This window comes from Haloarcula sp. KBTZ06, from assembly GCF_048595605.1.
Classification (GTDB): Archaea; Halobacteriota; Halobacteria; order Halobacteriales; family Haloarculaceae; genus Haloarcula; species Haloarcula hispanica.
Map to the genome: position 1 here is coordinate 51,790 of NZ_CP184340.1, position 22,758 is coordinate 74,547.

The window sequence follows — 22,758 nt, forward strand, 5'->3', positions numbered from 1 at the left end:
CGTCACAGGCGTACCAGATACGTGCAATCGGCTTCGTTAGCGTCCAGTTCGATGGCGGCCCATCCATTCATTTCCAGTACCGCCCGAGGGTGGTTGTTATTCAATTCAATGTATGTTCGAAATTGGGGACGGGCTATCCAATATAAAATCGTCTATTAGATTATTAATATCAATAATAATCTAATTACGCACTTATCAACACAAATATCAGTATATTGTGACTCAGACAAAGAGCCTGCAACGGCTGGTGAGTCTATTTAGTTAATAACGGCTATATGTCCTCAGGGGTTGAGTTCTTTGAGATATGGCTGGTTGCTATGTTCCACTCCCAGTCAATCTCAGTACCACAGTTCTGGCACTCTGAATACCCGTTCTTCCAGAAAAAATAATTCCCACATTCATGACACTGAACATCGTCGAACGCCGTTGGAGGGGGATCAATGCCATCCTGCTTAGACTGTCGGTCACGAACACCCCCTTGATACCACTGTTTCCATACTCTCTGGTCGATGAGTGGGGCGATACTGGGGCCATCTCGAACCCGGAGGACGTCATCACAGACAGGGCACTGGACTTTCTCATCATCACCAACACCGACTGGAATACGAGGCCGGTTGTCAACAGGGTCAACCGCAATGAAGGGCATCGCTCACTCCAATGATGTCCGATAGTAAATGTGTTTTCTCGTCCAGTAGATTGCCAGTTATTTCGTTACAGTAGAACTGGGCCCAGTTCTGTTATCTGGTGAGCTAACCGACTTCATCGGTGACACCCGCTACGAAGTACAATCTATTATGTTGAGAGTACCTGATGTCCTATCTTGACCAGTTCAGCGTAGCGTTCTGCAACGCGATGTATGAACGCATCGTCACGGAGGTCCTTGATGCACTCAATGTCCCAAGTGTCAACAATAATCCGCATTGAGGTTCTAGAACTCACCGTGAATCCACGACACTCGAACTTGCTACTGTGCTTTCGGAGACTCTCAACGGCCCCACTATCATTTCCGGATGAATCAATTGCGACCTTGATCTCTTGATCATCGTATGGGTTCACACGCAATGCATACCGGATCGAGTCCGGGTGAGTCTCAGCCCTTGTTTCAAGATATGGGTAATTCGTCGAGAGGTTACCAAGGACTGGATCAATGCTCTGAACAGAGAGTAAGCCTTGGATGTCTGGGAACGCCCTCGTGAACACATTTGTGGTGAATACCCGGTCACCCGGTTTTGATGGCGCAGATAGCTGTGAACGTGATTCGTCGTAATCAATGACAGTGACCGCTCCGAAGCCGCTCCTGCCAGACGGGAACTGGAACCGTTGCACCTCCACACACTGTATGTCAAGACCTCGATCCCGAAGCCACCGGGCAGAGTCGCGCGTTTGACCCGTAATCGATTCTGCGACGATAACAAGTCGCTGCGTTTGGTTCAGTTCCCAGGGTTTGGCATCAGTCTCAAAAAAGGCATTAAACGCAGTCAACAGGGAACTGTGCTCGCCCACAACGTCCTGTACTGACCACTCTTTGCCCCGATACTCGGAGTAGAGGTTATCGAGATCGTTGTAGTCGTACCGGTCAAGGGATTGTGCGTAGAGCTGAGGTTGGCTTATGATACTCGCCTCAGAGGCCGATCCAGAACCAGAGTCTCCACGCTTGAGTTCGACGACAACTACATTCCCATACCGGTCCAGTCCCAGCAGATCGGGAATCCCTGTAGACAGGCTTGGTTGCCGGGCGAATAAGAGAATGGGCTCATCAAGAATCGCCTCTGGGGTTTCGTTCAGCCACCTCTCTAACTCCGCTTCCCCTTCTCCGTCCTCTTCACCAGCAGGAATAATTGGGTCCGATTTAGCCTCAGTAGTATTTTGAGGAGAATCAACATCGTCGAACTGGTAAATTCGCATCCCTGCATCAAACTATCCCCAATGGGATAAAATGGGGACAAGCGTTTCACATATCCACAGAGTCTACTTATTAGAGCGATAGCGGTAGCTACGCCACCGATAACTCGCTGGCAAGCGGTAGACGAGGTGCAGAAGGCCGGTGTGTCGGTGTTCATCTCGATGTCGAACATACCCGCCGATGGGCGAAGATGACTTTCACAGGCTGCTCAGCTACTTCAGAGCGCTCGGTGAGAGCGTCGTCTTCCACGAACCAATCAATCCCAGTGGCGCGAATTTCCAGCAGTGTCTCACCGCCGCCGGGCAAGCCGGCTATGACGACGTTGTCAAGAAACTCCAGCGGATGCAGGACACCAGTACTGGGTCGAACACGCCCTTAATCAGTTGAACGCAGTCCACCAAGTCGCAACGCGCTTCGACGGGCTCGAAGTACATTTCTGGCCTGATGATGAGCTGGTCCGCTCGACGAGCGGCCAACTTCGGTCAAAGCTCAACGCAATGCAACAGGCCGTCTCACCGGAATCGTTCACTAGACGTGATACGGACGTCTCACCTGAGCAGTCCGAGTTAGCCCGAGATGGCGAGTCTATCAAGCATCTCATCTGATGACAAGGACATCGTCGGGAAACGCCCTATGGCCCGCGCTCAGCAAACCAGTTTGTCTTGGTATAGTTAGATAACCAACAACTGCGGCATTTATTGCTCTGTGTTGGTTAGCCGTGACCCAACGAACTGTTTAGTCTTCGACCCTTGCCTCTCCTCTCTATTCCGTGAAATGAGTAAATCCACACTCACAGCCCAGCCTGTCCGACTAACACAGTGTGCCTCAATGTAGAGGAATGCTTAGGCCTGCGGAGTTCGCCAGTCACTCACCAGTGTATCTTGCACAGTACCATCCAGAGATACTTGCACTTTCGCGCGTAATTGCTGGTCATCTGGGGGTAATAGGTTTAGAGTGGTAGTGTGCTCTTGTTGCGGACCAAGCTGTACCGGCTGACTCTGCTTGGATGCGATCAACTCGTCGTTTGGGTTCTGGAAGCCAACCGTCGCCTGAGCAGTGCCGGCCCCATCGCCGACATTTTTTATACTCACTTCAACAGCTGCACCACCAGAGGCAGGCGTATTAACGGCATACGAGCATACCAGTACACCGCTGTCGTTTATTGGTCGGAACTCGGGTGTTCCACCGTCCATATCCGGTGGCAGCTGTCCGATTTCCCATCCTGAAGCTGTAGTCTCAACGTAGTAGTACCGCTGGCCGTCTTTCTCGAAGTATGTCCCGGGGATGTTTTCAGCGCCAGCAATACCGAGCGCCATGTGTTGCTTGTCACGGAAGACCAGAAGTTTTGACCCGTATCCAAATTGTTCAAGCATCGAAGCTAGAAGAATGCAGGTATCTTCACAGTCACCTTCCTTATCCACTAACGTCTCGACTGGATATTTCGGATACTCGTTGTAGCCGGCAGAAACTTTGTCTGTGGTGTATTCCAGATTCTGAACGAACGCCATCATGTGGTTGATGATGCCGGGATCGCTCAGGCCATTCTCTTTCCCGTAGCGCTCAAACTCGCTCACTATTCCCTTGATGTACTGATCATCGTAGGTGTCGGAGACGTAGGCACCATATTTGCGAGTTCGATCCCGGTTTTTGTAGTACTGGTAGAGAACCTCTGGAATCTCAAGCGAGAGCGCTGTTGGGCCAGCACCTGACTGACTCTTGAACGTTCGAGAGAGTGTCCCACTCGTTTCGAGGTTCGGATCAGTGCTTCCGCGAAGTCCACGTAAGTGGAGCGGGAACGTTGGTTGTTCCTGGCTGCCAACAGAGAAGCTCCCAACGGTGTCGACTGTGTCCATGCCCTCGAGTTCCGACTCAGTTGGCCGTACGAGAAAGAGTATGCGCCCCATCTCGATTGGACCCTCATTTGTGTCTGGGCCGATAACCGTGTGAGTTCCACTTGCGGAGATCGTGGCGATAGTCTCTCCTGAGGTGGTTCCCTCTTTAACAAGTACTTTTTCAGCCCCATTTAGCTGGACAGTCGCATCTACTCGATACTTAGTGCCGCTCACCCAGTCTTCGGACCACGTAACCGTTGGTTGTGGTTTGGGAGTGGAGGTAGGCGTGGAGGACGATTCAGAGGCGGGGGTCGTATCCTCTCTGGAAAGAATTCCAGTGCAACCTGCCAGTACAGATGCTGCACCAGCAGAAACTGTTGTAAGCAAACTTCGTCGCTGCATTAACAAGTAGATATATAGATGGGGTAAACTTGAAACTATCTAGAAGTTCATCACTTGATTATGTGTGGGTATTAGAATAAAATCATATAGTATTCAGCTAGTTTCATTTCGTGTATTTACCGCCCTTCAGCGAGCTATGATATGAATGCGAGTTCGATACCGTCATTGGTTTGCTGTGGTCAATGACTGCTCGAAACAGAATAGTCGAGAGGGTTTTTGCGCCTTCTTTCGCTGGTACGTCCATGTAAGGGCTACAATTTGACCGTGCAGTCTAGTGATGATATTTTCCACAATTTTGTGTCCCCCCGATGGGGTGAGGGGTTGCCCGAACATGAGCACCGAACAGCAGTCCGTCGACGAACAGTCTCCAAGCACCGAATCCGACAACCGCCCAGACATTCGTTCCCAGCACCGACAATCACAGACGAGTGGCGAGGTTTTTGCGGGGCGTCCACGGGGTGAGAGATAGATGTGTTGTCCCGACTGCCGGCGGCCACGGTCAGCGTCGGCGTGTGTCGACAAGCGGTACTACGTCGACGGGCAAGCCCATGACCCGATCCCGTGGGGCGAGGGCAGCCAGTATCTCACGTACAAGCTGCAAGTCCTCCAGACAAACGAACGGGCCGTTACCGTCGACCTCGAACGGTGGCGTGACCAGTCGTGTCCTGCGTGTGGTGTCGAGCACGGCGAGATACATCATCGGTTCTGCGACTACGAGGAATGCCCCGCGTGTGGCGAGCTGTTGCTACTGTGTTCTTGTGTCGTCGAGATTGAAGTCGTCGCACCACGCAGTCCAAGGCTTCGCATCAAGCAGTCCCTCGCTCGTCTCGTGTAAGTGGAACCATCGTAGAGGTCTGTGGTCGATAGCAAGACCAGACCCAGTGGTCCGAGTTTTGTGTGCGCCGACGAGGGTGCCGGCGTCGCACTGACTGCAGTGCGTGGAGCGCCGGCAGGTCACGGTCTACCAATGCATATGCTCATCTACGCGCTCGTTGAGGCATCGACAGCAGACGCAGCACTCGCCGCTGGCAAAGGCGTTTTCGACAACCTGGTCGGCGTCGACAGGCACTCAAACGCAGTGTTCGACTACTACGTCACGTTCGACGAGAGTTCCACCGTCGCAAGCAAATCCCGGTGGGGCGAGCGTCCGACCGCGGCTCCGGTCGACTCCGAGGTCGGCCAAGAACTCCTTGGCGATGGCTGGGAGACAACGAAGTCAGCGTTCGAGCGTAATCTCCAGACGGTCAAAGACGCCCTCGACGAGCTCTCAGACGAGGAGATTATGCGCGACAAAGACCTCACTCGATGTGCGTTCCAGAGAGTCGGAGCCGCCAAGGGTCCAGAGATTGCACTGTATGAGGAACACGGATGTGGGATTCGCGATCGGACGCAGCTTGACCGGCTTCTGGACGAGAGTGATAACCTCTGGATCGTCCCCGCCGACGTCCACTTCTGAGGGAGAGCTGCGGCAGTCAGTTTTCGTCGAACCCGATTTTGTGTGTTCCTGGCGGGTGAGGAACACGAATGTCGGAGACTCCTGATTCATGCCCGAGAGAGGAGTGTGACGCAGACATCGTCAAGACCGAGACTGTCGACGTCGAGGCAGACCCACGCGCTCGTGACCCGCGCACCGAGACTGTCGTGACGTGTACGGAGGGCCACCAGCGAGTTATGTAGAATCGCTGGTCTGCGTTTCCGGGGAGTGACGACGCGCACGTCGGGGTCGCGCGTGGTTGGAGACGAGAGGGACACGACTGCACTCGCGCTGGCAGTCGGTCCCTCTCAGCGTGGGACTGACGGCCGGGCAGATACAGGTGGTTGGCTGGTGTGTCGTCTGACCGCCGGGCAGCCGCCGCTGGGCGGCACGCTCGCTCTTGGCGGAGCCGGTGCGTGGACCGATGGCCGGCGGAGAGGGTAGGAGTGGCGTGTGTCTCGTGTGTGGCCGGCAGGGGATTCTGGTGTTGCTGGCCCTGGAGTCGAGTCCTGTGGCACTCGTGACGGTGTCGAGGGAGGCGGCGGTTCGGATGGCAGGACTCGTGGGACTGCTGGCGGGACTACTGACACTGACTGCGACGGGACTGCTGGCTTCGACGGTACTACTCCGAGCGACATCGCGACGGCGGACTCGGTGTCGGACCAGCACATCTTGAAAGCCCCACGCCGCTGGCGGTCGCTCAGCGACATATCCTCACTCCGTTCGGATAGGGGCCGCTGACGCGACCACGGCAAGCGCCAGCGGCGTGCCCCTTTCAGTCCCACCCGACTGCTACGGCACAGCACAGCTGAATCGAACGCACGCGTCGGAGTCGCGCGCGATCCGGCTGAGGAACCCGCGCGGCCAAGCGAGTGCCGGATGGGTGAAAGCCCGGCAGCGCAACGAAGTGAGCAGCCCGGAACACAGCGACTGCAAGGAGCGTCCTCGTTCCGGCGAGGGAGCGCCGGCCGCGCGGGATGCTGGCTCACCGCAACCGCACACGATGGGGCCGCCTGCCGGGGTGTCAACCACCTACGGTTTTATATACTATTCTCCCTCGAAACGCGAAACACAAGACGCCACTTAGAAACCACTCAGACGCCCGAAGATTGCACTTGAAACAATCCAAATGGTCCGTTACCTTTAAGTATTCGGCACCCATGCCATTAAGTACGGAAAGACACGACGCACGCGGCGCTGGCAGGGCAGTTTCACGCCGCAGAAATCGGGTGTTAGAGCACCCGACAAGTGTCTTTCCGTTGGAACACGAAAGACAATGTACGCTAGCAATTCCAGCGGTAAGAAAGCATCGGCAAGCAACAAGACGGTTTCCCTTTCGGCCCACGTCGAGGGTGGCCCCGAACAGCTTCTAGAGGCGGTCGCAGAGACGGAGAACGGCGACGAACTCGATTTCAGGATGAATCGGGGTAGCGATAGCCGTGGCAACTTCTACGCTCGGCAGGAGGAGGCATACGACTGGACGCGCTCGACCGAGGTTGGTCCGGACCGGCGGTTTGGCGAAACGCTGGAACAGCAGGAGGAACGTCACGGACGCGAAGCCGAGCAAGCCCGCCACTCCGAGGTCGCACGCGCTCACGTCGACGGTGCCGACCGCGAGGCGTCGGCTCGCCAGCTCACCGACGCGGAAACCGAACGCGCTGACGGGTTCCGTTCCCCGGCTGACCCTCGGCAGTGGATGGACCGCGACACGCTGGCGCGAGTCAACCAGCAAGCCGCCGACTCGCGGCCCTTGTGTCCGGGCAGATGGGCGACTGTAACAGCCTGTACGACGCTTCCTTTACCGTCTTGGACGAGGCCCAGAACGAACTGCAAGTCCCCACGCCCATCGCCGAGGTGAGTCCCTACGGTTACGAGTGTACGGTCGAGGGCGAAGTGACCCACATCATCGCGGAGCCAGACGCGCGGAACCAGTACCAAGTCCTCTACATCGAGGACGACGAGGGAACGAGCGCGAAGGTCACGGTCTGGGGCAAGTCCATGCACGGCGGCGAGATGGTTCGCACGCTCCGCGAGGGCGACAGAGTTCGGATTTCCGGGGGCAAGCCCGACGACTACAACGGTATCAAGACGGTGGCGGTCACGAGCGACACGCTCATGTGTGTCATCGAGCGCGGCGACGGTCCCGCGCCTACCGGACACGGGGGCGGTTCGTTCGGTTCGTCCGGCGATAGTCGAACGGCGGCGTCATGGGAAGCCGAGTCAGACACCCATCAGTGGGCCAACGAGCGGGATTCTGACCGCGCGGTCGCCGTGACGCTCGGGAAGGCCCGCTGTCCCGAGTCCGGGTGTTCGGACCTGTTCGACACTGAGCATGGAGCCGCCACCCATCAGGGCATGGTCCACTCCGCAGACTAACGCCCGGTAGCGAGGGCGTCACCCATCGAGCGGGGGGCTTCCTCGGGCGGTGCGACGGTGCTCGCGCACGCAGCCTCGCCGCCGTCTCCGGCACAGCGGACGGCGGCGAGACAACCGCGCGCACGGACTGGCACGCCACCGCATCAGCGCGTCAACGTGGGTCAGTCTGGTGGCGGCTGTGAGAGAGCTGGTGTCCTGGTGTGTGCGTGAGCGTGGGCCAGCCGGCCCGGGAGGAACTAAGGGTGGGTGGCTGGTGGGTCGCGACAGCGCGCGACGCCACCGACAGACTCCCGCTGGTCGTCTGTCAAGCCCTCGTTCGCTCCCGCTCACGAGGACGACGGGGCGCTGCGCTCGGCGCTATCGCGCGCCTCGCGGCGGTCCATCGTGCCTGCGGTAGCGGGCGCGATCCCGGCCTGCAGCTGGAAGCAGAGACTGGAATCGTTTTTACTCATAGTTGGTCGACCGTCGATCAAGAGAGTCCCAGTGGACCAGCTACTGGATGCACTACCTCAAAGAGAAGCTTATCGCGATACCGTGATAGTGACCAGAACACTCTTTACTGTTTCTCTGTAAACTGTAATTAACGTACACTATGTCACGCACCTCAGACCAAACCGACGGCGACATTGTCCGCGACTTCCTCTCGGTCGCGGATCTCCTCGAAGAGCCTCAACTGGCACAGCTGTACGCATACCTCGCTCGCAAAGACGAGGCGACTGTCCAAGACGTAATGCACGAACTCAGCCTCGCGCAGGGAACTGCCTACAGCTACGTTAACCGGCTCGTTGACGCCGACGTCGTTGAGGTCACTCACGACGAGCAGCCCCGTCGATATGCAGCCCGCGAGATCAATCTGACTGTGACAACAGTCGCGGGCGACCGCGAGTACACGATCACGCCAGCGCTCATTGACGCGGTCGGTCGCCGTGAGTCCAACGATGACATCGACACCTACATCGACCGCCACAGCGTCGCCGGCCTCGCAACGGCGCTCACCTACGCGGTCGCCCGCGAACGTGGGGAAACGACCCACCGGCTGATGGCTGAGGATCTCGATGTCTCGCCGCTAGCTGCGGAGATGATCCTGCAGGCGCTCCGGCCCGTCGTCCACGAGCACTACGACATCGAAGCGTCGGGCGCGTCGCTTGACGAGTTGGACAGCGACGACAGCGACGCGGCTGATGACATGTGAGCAGCCTCCATATCGTCGACACCGGCCTGTTCGTCGCGATGGGGCAGCTGTCGAACAGGCGGTACAAGGCCGTCCGTCGATTTGCCCGCCAGAACGACATCACCTTCGTCCTTCCAGAGCGAGTGTACGAGGAGCTAACAGTCGACGACTCCGACGTTGAAGCGCCACCTGTCGATGCTGCGATCAACGAGGAGTGGGCTGATGTCGCAGCGCCACTTGATTTTTCCAAACCCATCGTCTCGAGGGCGATGGATGGCGTCCAGAGATACATTGCGAGCGCCGATGACCGACCCGCAGACGAGGTCGAGCGAGCCGACGCCGCGCTTGCGGCCCTAGCTGCTCAGCATCTCAGTTCGGGGACAGTACGCCAAGTGTACATCTATACAACCGATATCGCCGCCGGCGAAGGGGCTGAAACTGTGCTCACCAGTGAGGGATACGGTGACTCGGTGACGTTCGTGAACGGCTTCCGGTTCCTCGAAGATTTACTCCCGGGCGATAGCTAGTCGATTCTCAATACTCTGTCGAGATCTCCCTACTTTATCTTCGACATTTTGTATTCCAATTGCGGTACGATTGTTTCCACGGAAGCGATTCAGGATCTATTCGCCTAGCTCATCCGTTTTTGTCTTAACTGCCGTGGTGAATCGCCATACGGCGTTGGATTTCCCTAGCTCACAGCACGGTTGATGTTGTAGACGGCACACGTCAGGGTGATTTCACGAAGCACACGGTACCAGCTTCGCGCACGCACGGCGTCACCGAGCGTGCGCTTGATCACCGAGAAAACGGTCTCAGACAACACTCTCTGGCCGTAGAGAGTCCCATCGATCACGCGCATAACGCGCGGATCGATGGGACGGAACTCCCGATACTTGATCAGCGGTCTTACGTCCTCTTCCCGGAGTTTATCACGTAACCGTTGCCAGTCGTAGCCTTTGTCTGCGGCGAAGCTGTGCAACTCGCCTGCGTTGCGACGGGCGAGTTGCCAGCCGATCTGCGTGTCGTGACGTTTCTCAGTTGTACAGTGAACATCGAGAATAGCTTGTGACTCAGAATCGACGAGTGCGGTGGTTTTGAGCGTTTGAACACGATAATTCGTCTGTCGTCAGTAGTGTTTGCTGGCGTTTTCGCGGTCGAAAAACGTCGCATCAATCGCTGCATGACCAGATAGCTCGTGGAGCTGCGCCGACAGGCGCAGCATCACTCGCCAGACCGCCGTCTTGATCCTGTTAAACACCTTCACTAGCGTCAAGTGATCAGGGGGATCGGCCTTCTGAAGGCCGATCTCCGCCAGTATTTGTGGCATCTCGCTCAGAAGAGCAAGCGCTTCGCGATAGACTTCTCTAAGTAAATCCGCAGACAATGCAGCGAAACGACGGCGTAGTCGGCGAATCCGCCGCCACCCTGTGGGGCGGCGGATTCGCCTCGACCACCAACAGCACTTTTAGCCAACGTCACTACCTTTCCAGTGTAGCGGGATATTTTAGACATGAAGCATCCGCCGTTCCCGCTTCAACTCTCTAGTTGTGACGGACCAAGTCGTTGCAGTCTTGCAATTCACCAGAGCTAATGGAAGTAATACAGATATTCAGACGGAACAACGAGCCTGAACTGCTTCGAATCACGTCTCACGCACCACTTCCTGTTGGTCTCGAAACCCAGATCAACACACAGTTCCGGACGACGCTCTATATACGCGAGGAGTATGGTTTCGTAATCTCATCGCGACATGCCTTCAGAACGATTGCCCGAAAGAGCGTCTGTATCTCGTAGCAGATCGACCCTCTGTAGCAGTTCTGACCTTCAAATCTGAAATGGGCCAACGCGAGCGCACAGAGAAACATGGGTCACTGTGTTATGAGCGTCATGTTTGAACTACGTTTCCAAGACAGTCCGGATATCTGATTACAACCCGTCGAGTGAGAACGGTCGTACCAGGGCGTCGAATCGCACACTGGCCAGTCTTGATGAGGAGTCTATGGGACAGTTCGAAAGACCGCTTGTTTAGGGGTCGCTCTTGGCGGCATTCGTCAGTGCTGGAGAGACAGCTACTGCGCTTGGAGTGTCTTGTAGAAGGTCCGGTGATCGACGATACTGATACGAATTACCGGACTCACAAAACCCAACCACAAGTCAGGTTGGTGCGTCTGTCTGGGTCGGGGCGCGTAAGCCGCCCAACCTCATCCCGCTCGCTTGCCGAGCAGGGAGTGCTAGCGCACGGCTGAGGGAACCAACAAAAGCCTCGGGCTACCGCGCCCGAGGCTGTTTACTCAGGCGTTTTGAACTCCGAACAAGCCCGTCATCGATACTCCGAGATCGTTCGATACGGGACGTAGTAGTCGATCTCATCGATCCACTTCGACAGCCACTCGTCAGCAGTGGCTTCGTCAATCCTCCCAGCATCGATTGTAGCCAACAGAACGCCAACCGACCCCCACAACGGTCACGCCCTGGTCTTTCGCAAACGACCGGGCATCTCCGTCGTCTGTCAGCAGTCAACCGTCGTGTGCGTCGGCGAGAGCGAACGCCTGTGCTCCCCAGGATCGAGATGCCCCCAACAACGGCTTCTCTGTTTGCGACAGTATCCGAAATCGCCGCAACTGGGATTTCGTCATCAAGCGTATCGAGTGCTTCCTGAAGATATGGGTGTTAGCAACGCCGTGTTCAAGCTCCTCACGAACGACTGGTACCGTACAGATTCCAGAAAGGTCAGCAACTATCCACAGCTGATCGATGTACGCAAAATTCGAGAGGACAGTCGTGTTCAAGACGCTCGGGTTCGCTGGGAGATCGTTACCTGTCATTTAGCACGGGGCTCCTCATCAGACGAGTCCTCATCATCAAATTCGAGTTCGCGTGCTGCCTCTACCTCGTAGGCTGCGTCGTCTTCGTTAACGAGCCCGAGGCGAAGTTCAACACCGTGCTCACGGAGGATGTTGCATCGGTTGTTTTTGCGACGCCGCCCTTTTGATTCGAAATGGCAATCCGTGTCGGCGGTAGATCATCTGGAATATTGGTACTATCTGGATTATCTAGATTATCTATGTCATGTGGCATATCTTTACTCACCAGATTATCCAGATAATCTGGATGTTCTAACTTAATTCTTCGTCAGACACATCGCAGACATCGAGTCGATATGAGTATCGAAATATGAGAGATGTCGATAGCGACTACCCCTCAGCTGCCCCCAAGATCAGGGCTTCACGCCGATACTGGCGCTAGTCGTCAAGGAACGCATCGAAATCCCGAGCAGGTGAGTGGAACCCAGCCTCATCAATCCAGCGTTTAAGGTGCGTGTCTGCAGTCGTTGCTGTAATTCGATCATCCTCAACAGAACGGGCAAGCAGCCCAATCGAACCAGTTAGTTCGATGCCCCGTTGATTCGCAGTCGCACATGCATCACCATCATCAGTGACGATCGTTCCATCAGTGTCGTCTGCAACTGCCAGTGCTTGAGCCTCACCCGGATCAAGCATTTCCAAGAGGGACTGCTCGATTTGGTGCGCCTCCGCTGATGCCTCAATGACGGGAATTTCTTCTTCAAGCGCAGTTACTGCACGTTCGAGATAGCGATGGGTTTCAACACCTTCAGTGAGTTCCATCTGGACAGCAGGAACCGTGACGAGTCGTAGCAGGTCCGCTATGAGTTCGATATGATCCACCTGCGCGAAGTTCGAGAGAACAGTTGTATTGAGAACCGTCGCATTAGCAGGCACACCTGTCATTCGAGATTCCGAGCCACGTCTATTTCATCGCGTGCGGCATCCATATCCTCCGGTCCAAATCGAAGTTCAACACCCTCCTCACGCAGGATGTCTCGCATCTCGAAGCGGTTAAACCCAGCAAGCCGAGCAGCAGTCCCAAGCGTAATTCGTTCCTCTTCATACAATGAGACAGCAGCCGCAACCCGTGCATTCTCGTGTTCTTCGAAGTATTCACGGAGTACATGGCGGATCGCGTCGCTCTTATTTTCGAAGATGCCCGCTTTGACCGCCCCCTCCATGAGGTCCGTTAGATCATCCGGAATGGTGGCAGTGGTTCGAGACATGGCTTACTAGATCCTAACTCTGCATACATTATATGAATTGCGACGAAGTTCCGCTGAGTTGTTAGGGTGCCTGTCGGCAGGTGAAATAGTGTCGTCGCAGTCGAGCCCCACATAGGTACTCCCAGCGAAGACGTAGTTGACAACGCTTGCAGCGCCGTTGATTCCTGATACCTACCGGTTGTCGGTTGGTTCCGGCGCAACACTTCGCGTAATGCCACGCAACGTGATCACTGTAGGCAGTTCCTTGATCTAGCATCCCCGATACCACCGTCCAAACGGAAACACCCGACGCAGTCCCCGAGCAACATTACTATCCTGCTGACGACCACAGGCGATGAAAAATCCGGTATCTGCGACCCACGCTACCGACCCCTGAAGTGGGTCGAATGGCGTACTGATAGTGGCTCGTTAGTCCTCCGCTGATGGTAGTTGGTCACGAGCGTTCCGAATATCCTCGAAGTATGGATCAACGGCTTCCATGTGTTGAACCACATCCTGAAGCGCATGCAAGACCGCAATAGCGAGGGCCTGCTGTAGATCAAGCTCTCGAGCTGCGACTCGTTCAGACATCTCGTCGTTGGTATAGGGAATGGCATACGTAAGCGCAGCCGCGAGTTTGCCGAGCCCATATCTCTCCAAGAGGAGGTTGAGGTCTTGGTCGTGTGGTGAGCGACCGACAGCCTCGATGAGAGTGGGAGTGACGGTATACTCGTCACCGTCCAAATCTGCAGTGAGCGTAATCGGGACAGTAGAGTACGTGTGCGTCTTCTGCGCTTCATCTCGGGTCACGACACCGAGGTCGACGAGCGTCCCCATATCCGAGTACGCTGTCGTGCGGGGGATCTCTAACACAGCGACGATATCGTCGATAATCACTTCACCCTCACGAAGGACGAACGTGTAGAGCCGGGCCAAGCGTGGCTCTTCCAGCAGTTGTGCAATCGACAGCAGACCATTGATAGCCCGTTCTGGGTCCCCGGCGGCTTTCGACATACAATTCATAATTCATGTATTGAGTAATAACGGGTAGGACGATGCCAACCAGTGAGCCAGTCACTGATAGTTGGATAATTACCAGCGTGCCACAGACGACTCACAGAGTGCGAAAGCTATCTGTTCACTGAGTGGGTCAGTTGCTTAGAAATACGGAAGGCCCACCGGGGAGAGATGTCTCTCCTGAGTGGGCTATGTAAGTATGAATGGTGGCGGCGAACCGCGTTTCCCAGAGGCTCGCGCACTCCAGTACTCCCCGGAACGCTGGTGGGCTTATCTTCCGTGTTCGGGATGGGTACGGGAGGCAACCCCACCGCTGTGGCCGCCTAACGTCGAGTCACGGAATCGAACCGCGATAGTACCAGTCTCGATTAACTCCACCGTGTGATTACGTGCGATCCAGTTTGCGCCTGGACTCGTTCAGCGACGAGATAATTCGTCGGTGAATGAGTCACAGTGCGTATGAATGATGGCTTTGGTCTGTTAGTGCTCGTGGGCTTAACGTCTCGTTACCTCGACGCGCACACCCCGAGTCTATCGACCGCGTCTTCTACGCGGGACCTCTGCGGTGTCTCTTTTCCAAGTGGGTTTCGAGCTTAGATGCGTTCAGCTCTTACCCCGTGTGGCGTGGCTACCCGGCACGTGCTCTCTCGAACAACCGGTACACCAGTGGCCACCAACCGTAGTTCCTCTCGTACTATACGGTCGTTCTTGTCAGACACCATAACACACCCAGTAGATAGCAGCCGACCTGTCTCACGACGGTCTAAACCCAGCTCACGACCTCCTTTAATAGGCGAACAACCTCACCCTTGCCCGCTTCTGCACGGGCAGGATGGAGGGAACCGACATCGAGGTAGCAAGCCACTCGGTCGATATGTGCTCTTGCGAGTGACGACTCTGTTATCCCTAGGGTAGCTTTTCTGTCATCAATTGCCCGCATCAAGCAGGCTAATTGGTTCGCTAGACCACGCTTTCGCGTCAGCGTTCCTCGTTGGGAAGAACACTGTCAAGCTATCTTTTGCTCTTGCACTCTTCGCCGGGTCTCTGTCCCGGCTGAGATAGCCATAGGGCGCGCTCGATATCTTTTCGAGCGCGTACCGCCCCAGTCAAACTGCCCGGCTATCGGTGTCCTCCTCCCGGAGTGAGAGTCGCAGTCACCGACGGGTAGTATTTCACTGTTGACTCGGTGGCCTGCTAGCGCAGGTACCTGTGTAACGTCTCCTACCTATGCTGCACATCGGCGACCACGTCTCAGCGACAGCCTGCAGTAAAGCTCCATAGGGTCTTCGCTTCCCCCTGGGTGTCTCCAGACTCCGCACTGGAATGTACAGTTCACCGGGCCCAACGTTGGGACAGTGAAGCTCTGGTTAATCCATTCATGCAAGCCGCTACTGATGCGGCAAGGTACTACGCTACCTTAAGAGGGTCATAGTTACCCCCGCCGTTGACAGGTCCTTCGTCCTCTTGTACGAGGTGTTCAGATACCTGCACTGGGCAGGATTCAGTGACTGTACGAGTCCTTGCGGATTTGCAGTCACCTGTGTTGTTACTAGACAGTCCGAGCTTCCGAGTCACTGCGACCTGCTCCGTTCCGGAGCAGGCATCCCTTCTTCCGAAGGTACGGGACTAACTTGCCGAATTCCCTAACGTTGGTTGCTCCCGACAGGCCTTGGCTTTCGCCGCCATGGACACCTGTGTCGGTTCTCGGTACGGACATCATGCTCGTCTTTTCATGGGCCCCAGGTTGAATCACGTTTCCCTATACCGCCGTTCGTCCGCTTCCTGCCATTACGGCTTCCACGGAGTTGGACGGTTCGACCGGGCGAATGCCCGGCGTGATCGACCCCAGGGCGTCAACTTTCACTGCATGATGGCACGGGAATATTAACCCGTTTCCCATTTCGTCTCAGTCGAGTTGCGGTGAGACTTAGGACCGGCTAACCCTCAGCTGATCAGCAGTGCTGAGGAACCCTTATCCATTAGGCCGTCGGGGTTCTCACCCGACTATCGCTGCTACTATGGCCAGGATTTTCGTCACTAATCGGTCCACAGGAGCTCTCGCCCCTGCTTCCACCCAATTAGAGCGCCAATCTACTCGATCACCCTGTAACGGGTGCGGACAGGTCTCGGTGGTGGATTTGAGTCCCGATCATTTTGGGCGCCTCAAACCTCGGCCGGTAAGCTGTTACGCTTTTCTTAGAGGGTAGCTGCTTCTAAGCTCACCTCCCGGCTGTCTAGGGCTCGAGACCACCTTCAGAGGATTACACTTAATCCACACTTGGGGACCTTAACCTATCTCTGGGTTGTTCCCCTCCTGGTACACAGGCTTACCCCGCGCACCGGAATCCCCGCGTCAAACAGCGTCTGTAGGTTTGGAGTTTGACAGGTGTGCCGACTCCTCTCGGAGGCGGACACACCAATCGGTCGCTCTACCCCACAGACTACCTCGGCGGAGGTCATGCTTCGACATGTTTCGATTGGAACCAGCTGTTGCCGGACTCGATGGGCCTTTCACCCCTACACATAGATCACGAGAGGGTATTGTAGGACACCAACTCTAACAGACTTCCACGTGCCTTTCGGCACGCTTCATCTTGTCCATGCGTAGATCGTCCGGATTCGGGTCGTGTCCACATGGCTCCCCGCGCTTGAACACGGCGGCCCTCGGGCAAAGCCCTGCGGCCATGTCGGTTTCCCTGTGCCTCCCCGGATACTCCGGTTAGACTTGCCATACAGACACACTCCCTGGCTCGTTTTTCAAAACGTACGACAGAACATCGGCTTCCCGTGAGTCTTACTGGAGACTCGCGTCTCGGTCATTCGTCATGGGACCTTGTATGCCCTGTCGCTCGATCGCCAACTGATTTCATGCTCTATTTCGCCTCCCTTCTGAGGGTACTTTGCAGCGTTCGTTCACACTACTTGTTCACTATCGGTCTCAGGTTGTGTTTAGCCTTCGCAGTCGATGCCTGCGTTATTCGCGAGGGATATCCAACCCCCGCTACTCTGGCACTACCGCACAGCGTACTGGTCTCGAGTACGGGGTTGTCACCCTGTATCACGCTCTGTTCCAAGAGACTTCGTCGAGACGGTCGGCTGATGAGAGGTAGCCCGGACACCACATTGCCCGTGAGGGCTTCGGTTTGGGCTGTATCGCGTTCACTCGCGGTTACTAACGACATCACGTTGCGTTTTCTTTTCCTCCCGATACTGAGATGTTTCAGTTCTCGGGGTTCCTCATTGCGCGAAGCAATTGTTAGAGAGATTCTCATTCGGAAATCTGTGGTTCTTCGCCTCCGTGCGGCTCCCCACAGCTTATCGCAGCTTGGCACGTCCTTCATCAGCGCCTGAGCCGAGCAATCCACCAGCTGGCATAGTAGCCAACGTCGTTGTGACTCGTTCAACTGAACGAGTCCAGTGGACGCCTGGATCGCACGTACACACGGTTTCATATTCGCCCCCAAGGTGGAGATGGTGGGCGAATCGACCCTTCCCAGGCGCGGTTTCACCCGACCTGGTGCATCTGTCGTCGTATCACAGTCGAACGCCGTCCCACACTTAAGGGGACGGATTTCGAAGCGATACGGAGTACGGACCCGTCGGGAGTTGCACCCGACATCCCCGTGAGGGGATATCCGCCTCGGATAGGTCTTGTGAGCCCAGCGGGCCCATGCAGTAGTCGGCGCTTGCCGACTCGCGGTGACTTGTGGTCACCAGTCAATGTAGGTGGGTCAGGGCAAGGCCCTGATCCCGGTCAGTAGGAGGTGATCCAGCCGCAGATTCCTCTACGGCTACCTTGTTACGACTTAAGCCCCCTTGCGGAGCCCAGATTCGACCGTCGCATGACGGCCTCATCCGGACCCCACTCGGGTGCTTTGACGGGCGGTGTGTGCAAGGAGCAGGGACGTATTCACCGCGCGCTTCTGACACGCGATTACTACCGAATCCAGCTTCATGCGGGCGGGTTTCAGCCCGCAATCCGAACTACGACTCCGTTTGGAGATTAGCTTCGCCTCTCGGCGTCGCATCCCACTGTCAGAGCCATTGTAGCCCGCGTGTTGCCCGGTCCATTCGGGGCATACTGACCTACCGTTGCCCGTTCCTTCCTCCGCTTTAGCAGCGGCAGTCCTCCTAGTGTACCCAACTACCTCAAGGGTATTGCTGGCAACTAGAAGTGCGGGTCTCGCTCGTTGCCTGACTTAACAGGACGCCTCACGGTACGAGCTGACGGCGGCCATGCACCTCCTCTCAGTAGCGTCGAGTAAAGTCGTCAACCTGACTGTCATTACTACTGTCGGGACCGGTGAGATTTCCGGCGTTGAGTCCAATTAAACCGCAGGCTCCTCCGGTTGTGGTGCTCCCCCGCCAATTCCTTTAAGTTTCATCCTTGCGGACGTACTTCCCAGGCGGCTCGCTTATCGTCTTCACTACGGCACATCACGTGCTCATGGCGCGTGACATACCTAGCGAGCATTGTTTACAGCCAGGACTACCCGGGTATCTAATCCGGTTCGAGACCCTGGCTTTCGTCCCTCACTGTCGGGTCCGGTCTCTCAACGTGGTTTCCCCATTGGTGGTCCGTCCAGGATTACAGGATTTCACTCCTACCCCGGACGTACCCGTTGAGTCTCTCGGCCCCAAGCTGTGTAGTTTCCACCGGACGCCGACCAGTTGAGCTGGTCGATTTCCCAATGGACTTACACAGCAAGCTACGGACGCTTTAGGCCCAATAATATCGGCCATCACTTGGACTGCCGGTATTACCGCGGCGGCTGGCACCGGTCTTGCCCAGTCCTTGTTCCTGAACCACCTTACGGTTCAGAAAAGCGAGGGCTATATGCCCTCACACTCGGAGTCCCCCTATCGCACTGTCGTGCAGTGTAAAGGTTTCGCGCCTGCTGCGCCCCGTAGGGCCCGGTATCTTGTCTCAGATACCGTCTCCAGGCTCTTGCTCTCACAACCTGTACCGATTATCGGCATGGTGGGCCGTTACCCCACCATCTACCTAATCGGCCGCAGCCACATCCTACAGCGCCGGAACATTTCTAACTCTCTGCACTCCAGCATGAGAGTTATATCCGCTATTGGCCTCAGTTTCCCGAGGTTATTGCGGTCTGTAGGGTAGTTTGGCCACGTGTTACTGAGCTATATGCTACGAGTCTGAACTCGTGCAACTAGCATGGCTAAATCGGACTCCGATAGCAATGGCCTCCGGCAGGATCAACCGGAATGTGCTGATATACATCAGCGGCGGAAGTGGTTGCACTCCGTCGGAAGCTAACACACTGGTTCCTACGCCAGTGTTGACTACTGCATGGGTCCGTGGGCTCACATCAGATTCCATCTTAACGGCGGACCGCAGGGGTGGAATCCTCATACACGAACACAAAGCCTCAGTGGCCTCGCGTTCTAAGCGAGTGACCCAGGCCACCACGACGGTGGCGTTGGGGTGTCGTTCCGAGAGCGCTGCCCGGCGCGACCTTCGCATTACATCCGATGGGAGGGGAGTATATAAATGGACGGTCTCGAATCCACCGTGTTTAGGCACCACACAGAACATGTGTCGCATACACACTAGAGAAATAGCCACATTGTCTAATCCAATACAACAATCATGTCATTCAAGTAGTATATTGAGCACATAGCTGGCGACGATGAGAAATCCTCGCGAGATCGGGTTACGCTGGCTCATGAAGATGTTGCGTTTTACGACCCGAACTACTACCAGATACAACTCATTCGAACTGCTGAGAGCGTTCTCTCATCACTTGGATTTGACCGGACGGACATCCAGCCACATTACAGAAACTCGAGATACGACCCTGAGCGAGTGGTCATAGTCCAAGAGAGAGCTACCAGTCCTGCAATACACCGTTAGTTCATGTGAAGACATACCGAAACACACCACTGTTTCCGGAGCTACACACCACCATTTCCGAAGCTATTGGTGAAAGCGTGATTCAGTAATTCGAAAGATTTGCTTGCAGCATATTCATATCCGATAGATGGTCACGGACACGCCGTTCGCTGACGCTATCGGCGTCGAGCCGGTCGCAAATTTTGATGTACCGGTCGTAGAGGTCACGAGAACGGATAGGAACTTCGTCAAGCGCTTGGTGATATGCAAGCGCACACAAGACAGCGTGTCCCTGTGTCGTGAGTTCTTGCATACCCTCGTAGAGCTGGTTCTTTTCGAGTTCATCCTCACACCCTGTCTCAGAGTGTTACTGCTTCGAAAATGCGTCCGCCGAAAACCCGGCGACGAAGCGCTCAAAATCATCCTTGAAACAGCGCTATGACGCCACCAACAATCGCTTACCCAAGAGCATTATTTATTTGAAACAACCCGACGTCCGAGCAGTCGTCCGCCATACCGCTGCCCGAACTGCAGAGGCGACCGGTGACACCGACTTCGAGAGAGTCCGTCTAATCGGTGAACGAAATCAGTCTATGAAATCCTTCTCATAGATCTGAAAAATTGATGCGAACTCAGGTCTGGCTCTGATAGAGAAGAACTAAAATGGCAAGTCCGATAAAGAAGTCCGGGAGAAACACGAACGCGCCGATGTTTGGGCGAGGTCGGAAGCCGAAGACATTGTGTACTACTGGATTTGACGTACCCGCGTATAGGAGCAGCGCGAGGCTTAGCACAAGCAGGCTTGCTGTGTACTTGTTCGGAAGGTCGCGATAAAGCTGCATGTAGATGGCTGCGAGTGCCACCAGTAACACGAGGTTTAGGGTTGTAAAGAAAACCTCCATCCGAATGAGCAGTTCAACTTGGGAGGACAGCGCCCTCGACGGAGGGCCATGGGATGGAACTGATGTGAAGAGTGCGACTAAGAGTGCGATACCACTCGCGGCAGTCGCACTCGCTACTGTCGTTCCAAGTGGACTCTTGATCCAGTTACGAATCATCATCAACTCCGGCCTGTTCCGCCACGTCTTCCATGATGTCGAGGTTGTTCATCATTCGGTCTGAGAGAAAGTACATCTGCCCGTAATTGTCGCCCTCCGTGGTCACGATATTGCTCTCTTCGAGGACTTCGAGGTGGTGCTGCACTGTTTTGTAGTTCAAATCTAGGTCATTCGACAATTGGTTGGTGTTTCGTGGCTGGTCGTTGAGTGCGCGGAGGATACGAAGCCGATTGCGGCCTCCACGAGACCCACCAATGAGCCACCAGAGCAACTGCCGCATCTATTGAGTATTCATTTGGTCGGTGCAAATACATTCTGTCTCGGTCCGAACGATACTATACCCCGAATTAGTCACTGATCCAGGAGACAATTCGATCAGCGATTTCACCGTTATTGTCGTCTTGCATCATGAGATGTGTATTTCCGGATATCCCTTCATCCGGAAGGCTAAGTAGCGTCGATGCGGGACTTGTCTCTCCTGCGAACTCTGCAGTTGTCTGGGTCGCTTCCTTGCGACCAGTCTGTCCGCGCTCGTCGACATAATCGCCATACACACCCATAAACGGTGCATCACCACCCATCTCCGCTACAGTTTGCGGGTCAGTCGGCGCACCGACCGGCTCAACTGCGATGATCCGTTCAACGAGGTCTGGCACAGCTTGTGCAACCGTGAATCCGGAACTACCGCCCGCTGAGTGAACGAGCAGCACTGCCGGACCAACACGATCGAGAAGCGCCTCTAGGGCGGCAGTCTCTTGGGATGGTGTGAACCGGCTCCCACCGCCACCTCCAGTAGTCGACCCAGTCTGGGTTCCAGCTGTGGTCTCAGTGGAATCCGCAGGTGTGGAGTTCTGGTCGCTGCCACGTCCACCCGTCTGGCTTCCACTTTGTCTACCTCCACCTCCGCCACCAGTGCTAACGTATGCGGGGAATGACGCAACGAGTTGGTCGACCGACTCGACCGGGTATCGAACGTCCTCGTATGGGTCACCGGCTTCAGGTCCGAACCCCCACGTCGGCCAGGCTCGATCGATAGACCACCGGGAGAGTGACGCAGAGTCAGAGTTCTGGAGGGCAGCAGTGTCTAAGCCACCTGAATCGACGTTTCGAGGCGGGTTAAATACATACACTGGATGGCCAGCTTCGGCAAAGTACTCCACCCAGCCGCGTCGACCGTCAGGTGTCGTCCGGTAAATGTACGGTGACAACCCAAGGCCGGGCACCATTACGACGGGTGACTTGTCGGTGGCTGTTTCGGGCTGTGTATATACGACTTCAGCACGTCCGTCGATGACCGTACTACTGCTTGTGTTTGCGTTGCCGACGTAGAAATTACCGAACGTCGGAGAGTCGTCATTCTGTTGTTCAGATTGCGGAGAGGCCTCAGAAGCGGACTGTGTATTGGTGTTCGGTCCGCTGTTGTCGGTTGTGCTATTGCACCCTGCGATAGTCGCAGCAAGTGCGACCCCAGTTGCGCGAAGAAACGCTTTCCGAGAGATACCCGATGACATACAGATCGTACTGGCCGGGGATCTGACTTAGTCGATTGCCGAAATCGGCCACAGGTTAGGCACAAATTCATTCCAGTTCATGCAGAACGCCCGATATTGACAG

General features: G+C 55.7%; 17 protein-coding genes, 3 rRNA genes and 6 pseudogenes. 9 read left to right on the plus strand and 17 right to left on the minus strand.

Annotated features, from left to right (window positions below; all coding sequences use genetic code 11):
* Window positions 1–400 precede the first annotated feature (400 nt).
* Window positions 401–661: a hypothetical protein gene (locus ACNO8S_RS18665; protein WP_050036656.1), complete on the plus strand. Its 261-nt coding sequence runs from the start codon at window positions 401–403 to the stop codon at window positions 659–661.
* Between the two features lie 131 nt (window positions 662–792).
* Here the strand turns inward: ACNO8S_RS18665 and ACNO8S_RS18670 are convergent, their stop codons facing one another.
* Window positions 793–1,905, minus strand: coding sequence for a hypothetical protein (locus tag ACNO8S_RS18670; protein ID WP_050036655.1), 1,113 nt, complete (start codon window positions 1,903–1,905; stop codon window positions 793–795).
* A 178-nt stretch (window positions 1,906–2,083) separates the two neighbouring features.
* On the opposite strand from ACNO8S_RS18670, the gene ACNO8S_RS18675 reads away from it, so the two are divergent.
* The gene (locus ACNO8S_RS18675) at window positions 2,084–2,290 is read left to right on the plus strand and encodes a hypothetical protein (protein ID WP_228841613.1); all 207 of its coding nucleotides are present in this window, start codon (window positions 2,084–2,086) and stop codon (window positions 2,288–2,290) included.
* Window positions 2,291–2,745: 455 nt separating this feature from the next.
* Here the strand turns inward: ACNO8S_RS18675 and ACNO8S_RS18680 are convergent, their stop codons facing one another.
* Entirely contained in the window at window positions 2,746–3,969 is a 1,224-nt protein-coding gene (locus ACNO8S_RS18680; protein WP_228841615.1) for a copper amine oxidase, read from the minus strand.
* A 637-nt stretch (window positions 3,970–4,606) separates the two neighbouring features.
* Between ACNO8S_RS18680 and ACNO8S_RS18685 the strand changes: the two genes are divergently transcribed.
* The 4 genes and pseudogenes from ACNO8S_RS18685 to ACNO8S_RS18700 all read left to right on the plus strand — a co-directional run bounded on the left by ACNO8S_RS18685 (window position 4,607) and on the right by ACNO8S_RS18700 (window position 7,987).
* A complete protein-coding gene (locus tag ACNO8S_RS18685) occupies window positions 4,607–4,972 on the plus strand; it encodes a hypothetical protein (protein WP_420183099.1) in 366 nt (121 codons plus the stop codon).
* A 132-nt stretch (window positions 4,973–5,104) separates the two neighbouring features.
* Window positions 5,105–5,593 (plus strand): hypothetical protein, encoded by a 489-nt coding sequence (locus tag ACNO8S_RS18690; protein WP_050036652.1) that lies wholly within the window; start codon window positions 5,105–5,107, stop codon window positions 5,591–5,593.
* Between the two features lie 68 nt (window positions 5,594–5,661).
* Window positions 5,662–5,814 carry a hypothetical protein gene (locus tag ACNO8S_RS18695; protein WP_154020781.1) on the plus strand — a complete coding sequence of 51 codons (153 nt, stop codon included), beginning with the start codon at window positions 5,662–5,664 and terminating at the stop codon, window positions 5,812–5,814.
* A 1,073-nt stretch (window positions 5,815–6,887) separates the two neighbouring features.
* Window positions 6,888–7,987 (plus strand): annotated as a pseudogene (locus ACNO8S_RS18700) (SOSS complex subunit B family protein).
* Here ACNO8S_RS18700 and ACNO8S_RS18705 read toward each other — a convergent pair.
* The gene (locus tag ACNO8S_RS18705) at window positions 7,984–8,121 is read right to left on the minus strand and encodes a hypothetical protein (protein ID WP_420183100.1); all 138 of its coding nucleotides are present in this window, start codon (window positions 8,119–8,121) and stop codon (window positions 7,984–7,986) included. The pseudogene ACNO8S_RS18700 and the gene ACNO8S_RS18705 sit on opposite strands and share 4 nt — an antisense overlap.
* 192 nt (window positions 8,122–8,313) lie before the next feature.
* A complete protein-coding gene (locus tag ACNO8S_RS18710) occupies window positions 8,314–8,439 on the minus strand; it encodes a hypothetical protein (protein WP_255355532.1) in 126 nt (41 codons plus the stop codon).
* 140 nt (window positions 8,440–8,579) lie between these two features.
* On the opposite strand from ACNO8S_RS18710, the gene ACNO8S_RS18715 reads away from it, so the two are divergent.
* Both ACNO8S_RS18715 and ACNO8S_RS18720 read left to right on the plus strand, forming a co-directional pair.
* On the plus strand, window positions 8,580–9,179 hold the full coding sequence (locus ACNO8S_RS18715) for a DUF7437 domain-containing protein (protein WP_420183101.1): 600 nt from the start codon (window positions 8,580–8,582) through the stop codon (window positions 9,177–9,179).
* Entirely contained in the window at window positions 9,176–9,685 is a 510-nt protein-coding gene (locus ACNO8S_RS18720; protein ID WP_050036649.1) for a hypothetical protein, read from the plus strand. Before ACNO8S_RS18715 ends, ACNO8S_RS18720 begins: the two co-directional genes overlap by 4 nt.
* Before the next feature lie 164 nt (window positions 9,686–9,849).
* Here the strand turns inward: ACNO8S_RS18720 and ACNO8S_RS18725 are convergent.
* From ACNO8S_RS18725 to ACNO8S_RS18770, 10 genes and pseudogenes are all read right to left on the minus strand, one after another.
* A pseudogene (locus tag ACNO8S_RS18725) lies at window positions 9,850–10,673 on the minus strand (IS5 family transposase).
* An 808-nt stretch (window positions 10,674–11,481) separates the two neighbouring features.
* Window positions 11,482–11,986, minus strand: a pseudogene (locus ACNO8S_RS18730) (twitching motility protein PilT).
* Window positions 11,983–12,120, minus strand: a pseudogene (locus ACNO8S_RS18735) (UPF0175 family protein); the annotation flags it as partial. The pseudogenes ACNO8S_RS18730 and ACNO8S_RS18735, both read right to left, overlap by 4 nt.
* Before the next feature lie 283 nt (window positions 12,121–12,403).
* Entirely contained in the window at window positions 12,404–12,910 is a 507-nt protein-coding gene (locus ACNO8S_RS18740; RefSeq protein WP_014030575.1) for a twitching motility protein PilT, read from the minus strand.
* Entirely contained in the window at window positions 12,907–13,233 is a 327-nt protein-coding gene (locus tag ACNO8S_RS18745) for a UPF0175 family protein (protein ID WP_014030574.1), read from the minus strand. The genes ACNO8S_RS18740 and ACNO8S_RS18745 overlap by 4 nt, the downstream gene beginning before the upstream one ends.
* A gap of 408 nt (window positions 13,234–13,641) precedes the next feature.
* Window positions 13,642–14,226 carry a DUF7437 domain-containing protein gene (locus tag ACNO8S_RS18750; protein WP_014030573.1) on the minus strand — a complete coding sequence of 195 codons (585 nt, stop codon included), beginning with the start codon at window positions 14,224–14,226 and terminating at the stop codon, window positions 13,642–13,644.
* A gap of 207 nt (window positions 14,227–14,433) precedes the next feature.
* Window positions 14,434–14,556: ribosomal RNA gene (gene rrf / locus ACNO8S_RS18755) — 5S ribosomal RNA — on the minus strand.
* 133 nt (window positions 14,557–14,689) lie between these two features.
* A 23S ribosomal RNA gene (locus tag ACNO8S_RS18760) occupies window positions 14,690–17,619 on the minus strand.
* Window positions 17,620–17,988: 369 nt separating this feature from the next.
* Window positions 17,989–19,460, minus strand: a 16S ribosomal RNA gene (locus ACNO8S_RS18765).
* Together the 16S, 23S and 5S rRNA genes form the textbook arrangement of a ribosomal RNA operon.
* A gap of 753 nt (window positions 19,461–20,213) precedes the next feature.
* A pseudogene (locus ACNO8S_RS18770) lies at window positions 20,214–20,435 on the minus strand (cell division control protein Cdc6); the annotation flags it as partial.
* Here ACNO8S_RS18770 and ACNO8S_RS18775 point away from each other — a divergent pair.
* A pseudogene (locus ACNO8S_RS18775) lies at window positions 20,433–20,528 on the plus strand (IS1595 family transposase); the annotation flags it as partial. The pseudogenes ACNO8S_RS18770 and ACNO8S_RS18775 sit on opposite strands and share 3 nt — an antisense overlap.
* Window positions 20,529–20,718: 190 nt before the next feature.
* On the opposite strand, the gene ACNO8S_RS18780 reads toward ACNO8S_RS18775, so the two are convergent.
* From ACNO8S_RS18780 to ACNO8S_RS18790, 3 genes are all read right to left on the minus strand, one after another.
* Complete coding sequence (locus ACNO8S_RS18780) at window positions 20,719–20,949, minus strand: hypothetical protein (protein ID WP_014030570.1); 231 nt, start codon at window positions 20,947–20,949, stop codon at window positions 20,719–20,721.
* A 184-nt stretch (window positions 20,950–21,133) separates the two neighbouring features.
* On the minus strand, window positions 21,134–21,424 hold the full coding sequence (locus ACNO8S_RS18785) for an ArsR/SmtB family transcription factor (protein ID WP_008308706.1): 291 nt from the start codon (window positions 21,422–21,424) through the stop codon (window positions 21,134–21,136).
* Between the two features lie 67 nt (window positions 21,425–21,491).
* The gene (locus tag ACNO8S_RS18790) at window positions 21,492–21,800 is read right to left on the minus strand and encodes a hypothetical protein (protein ID WP_225306838.1); all 309 of its coding nucleotides are present in this window, start codon (window positions 21,798–21,800) and stop codon (window positions 21,492–21,494) included.
* Window positions 21,801–22,758 lie beyond the last annotated feature (958 nt).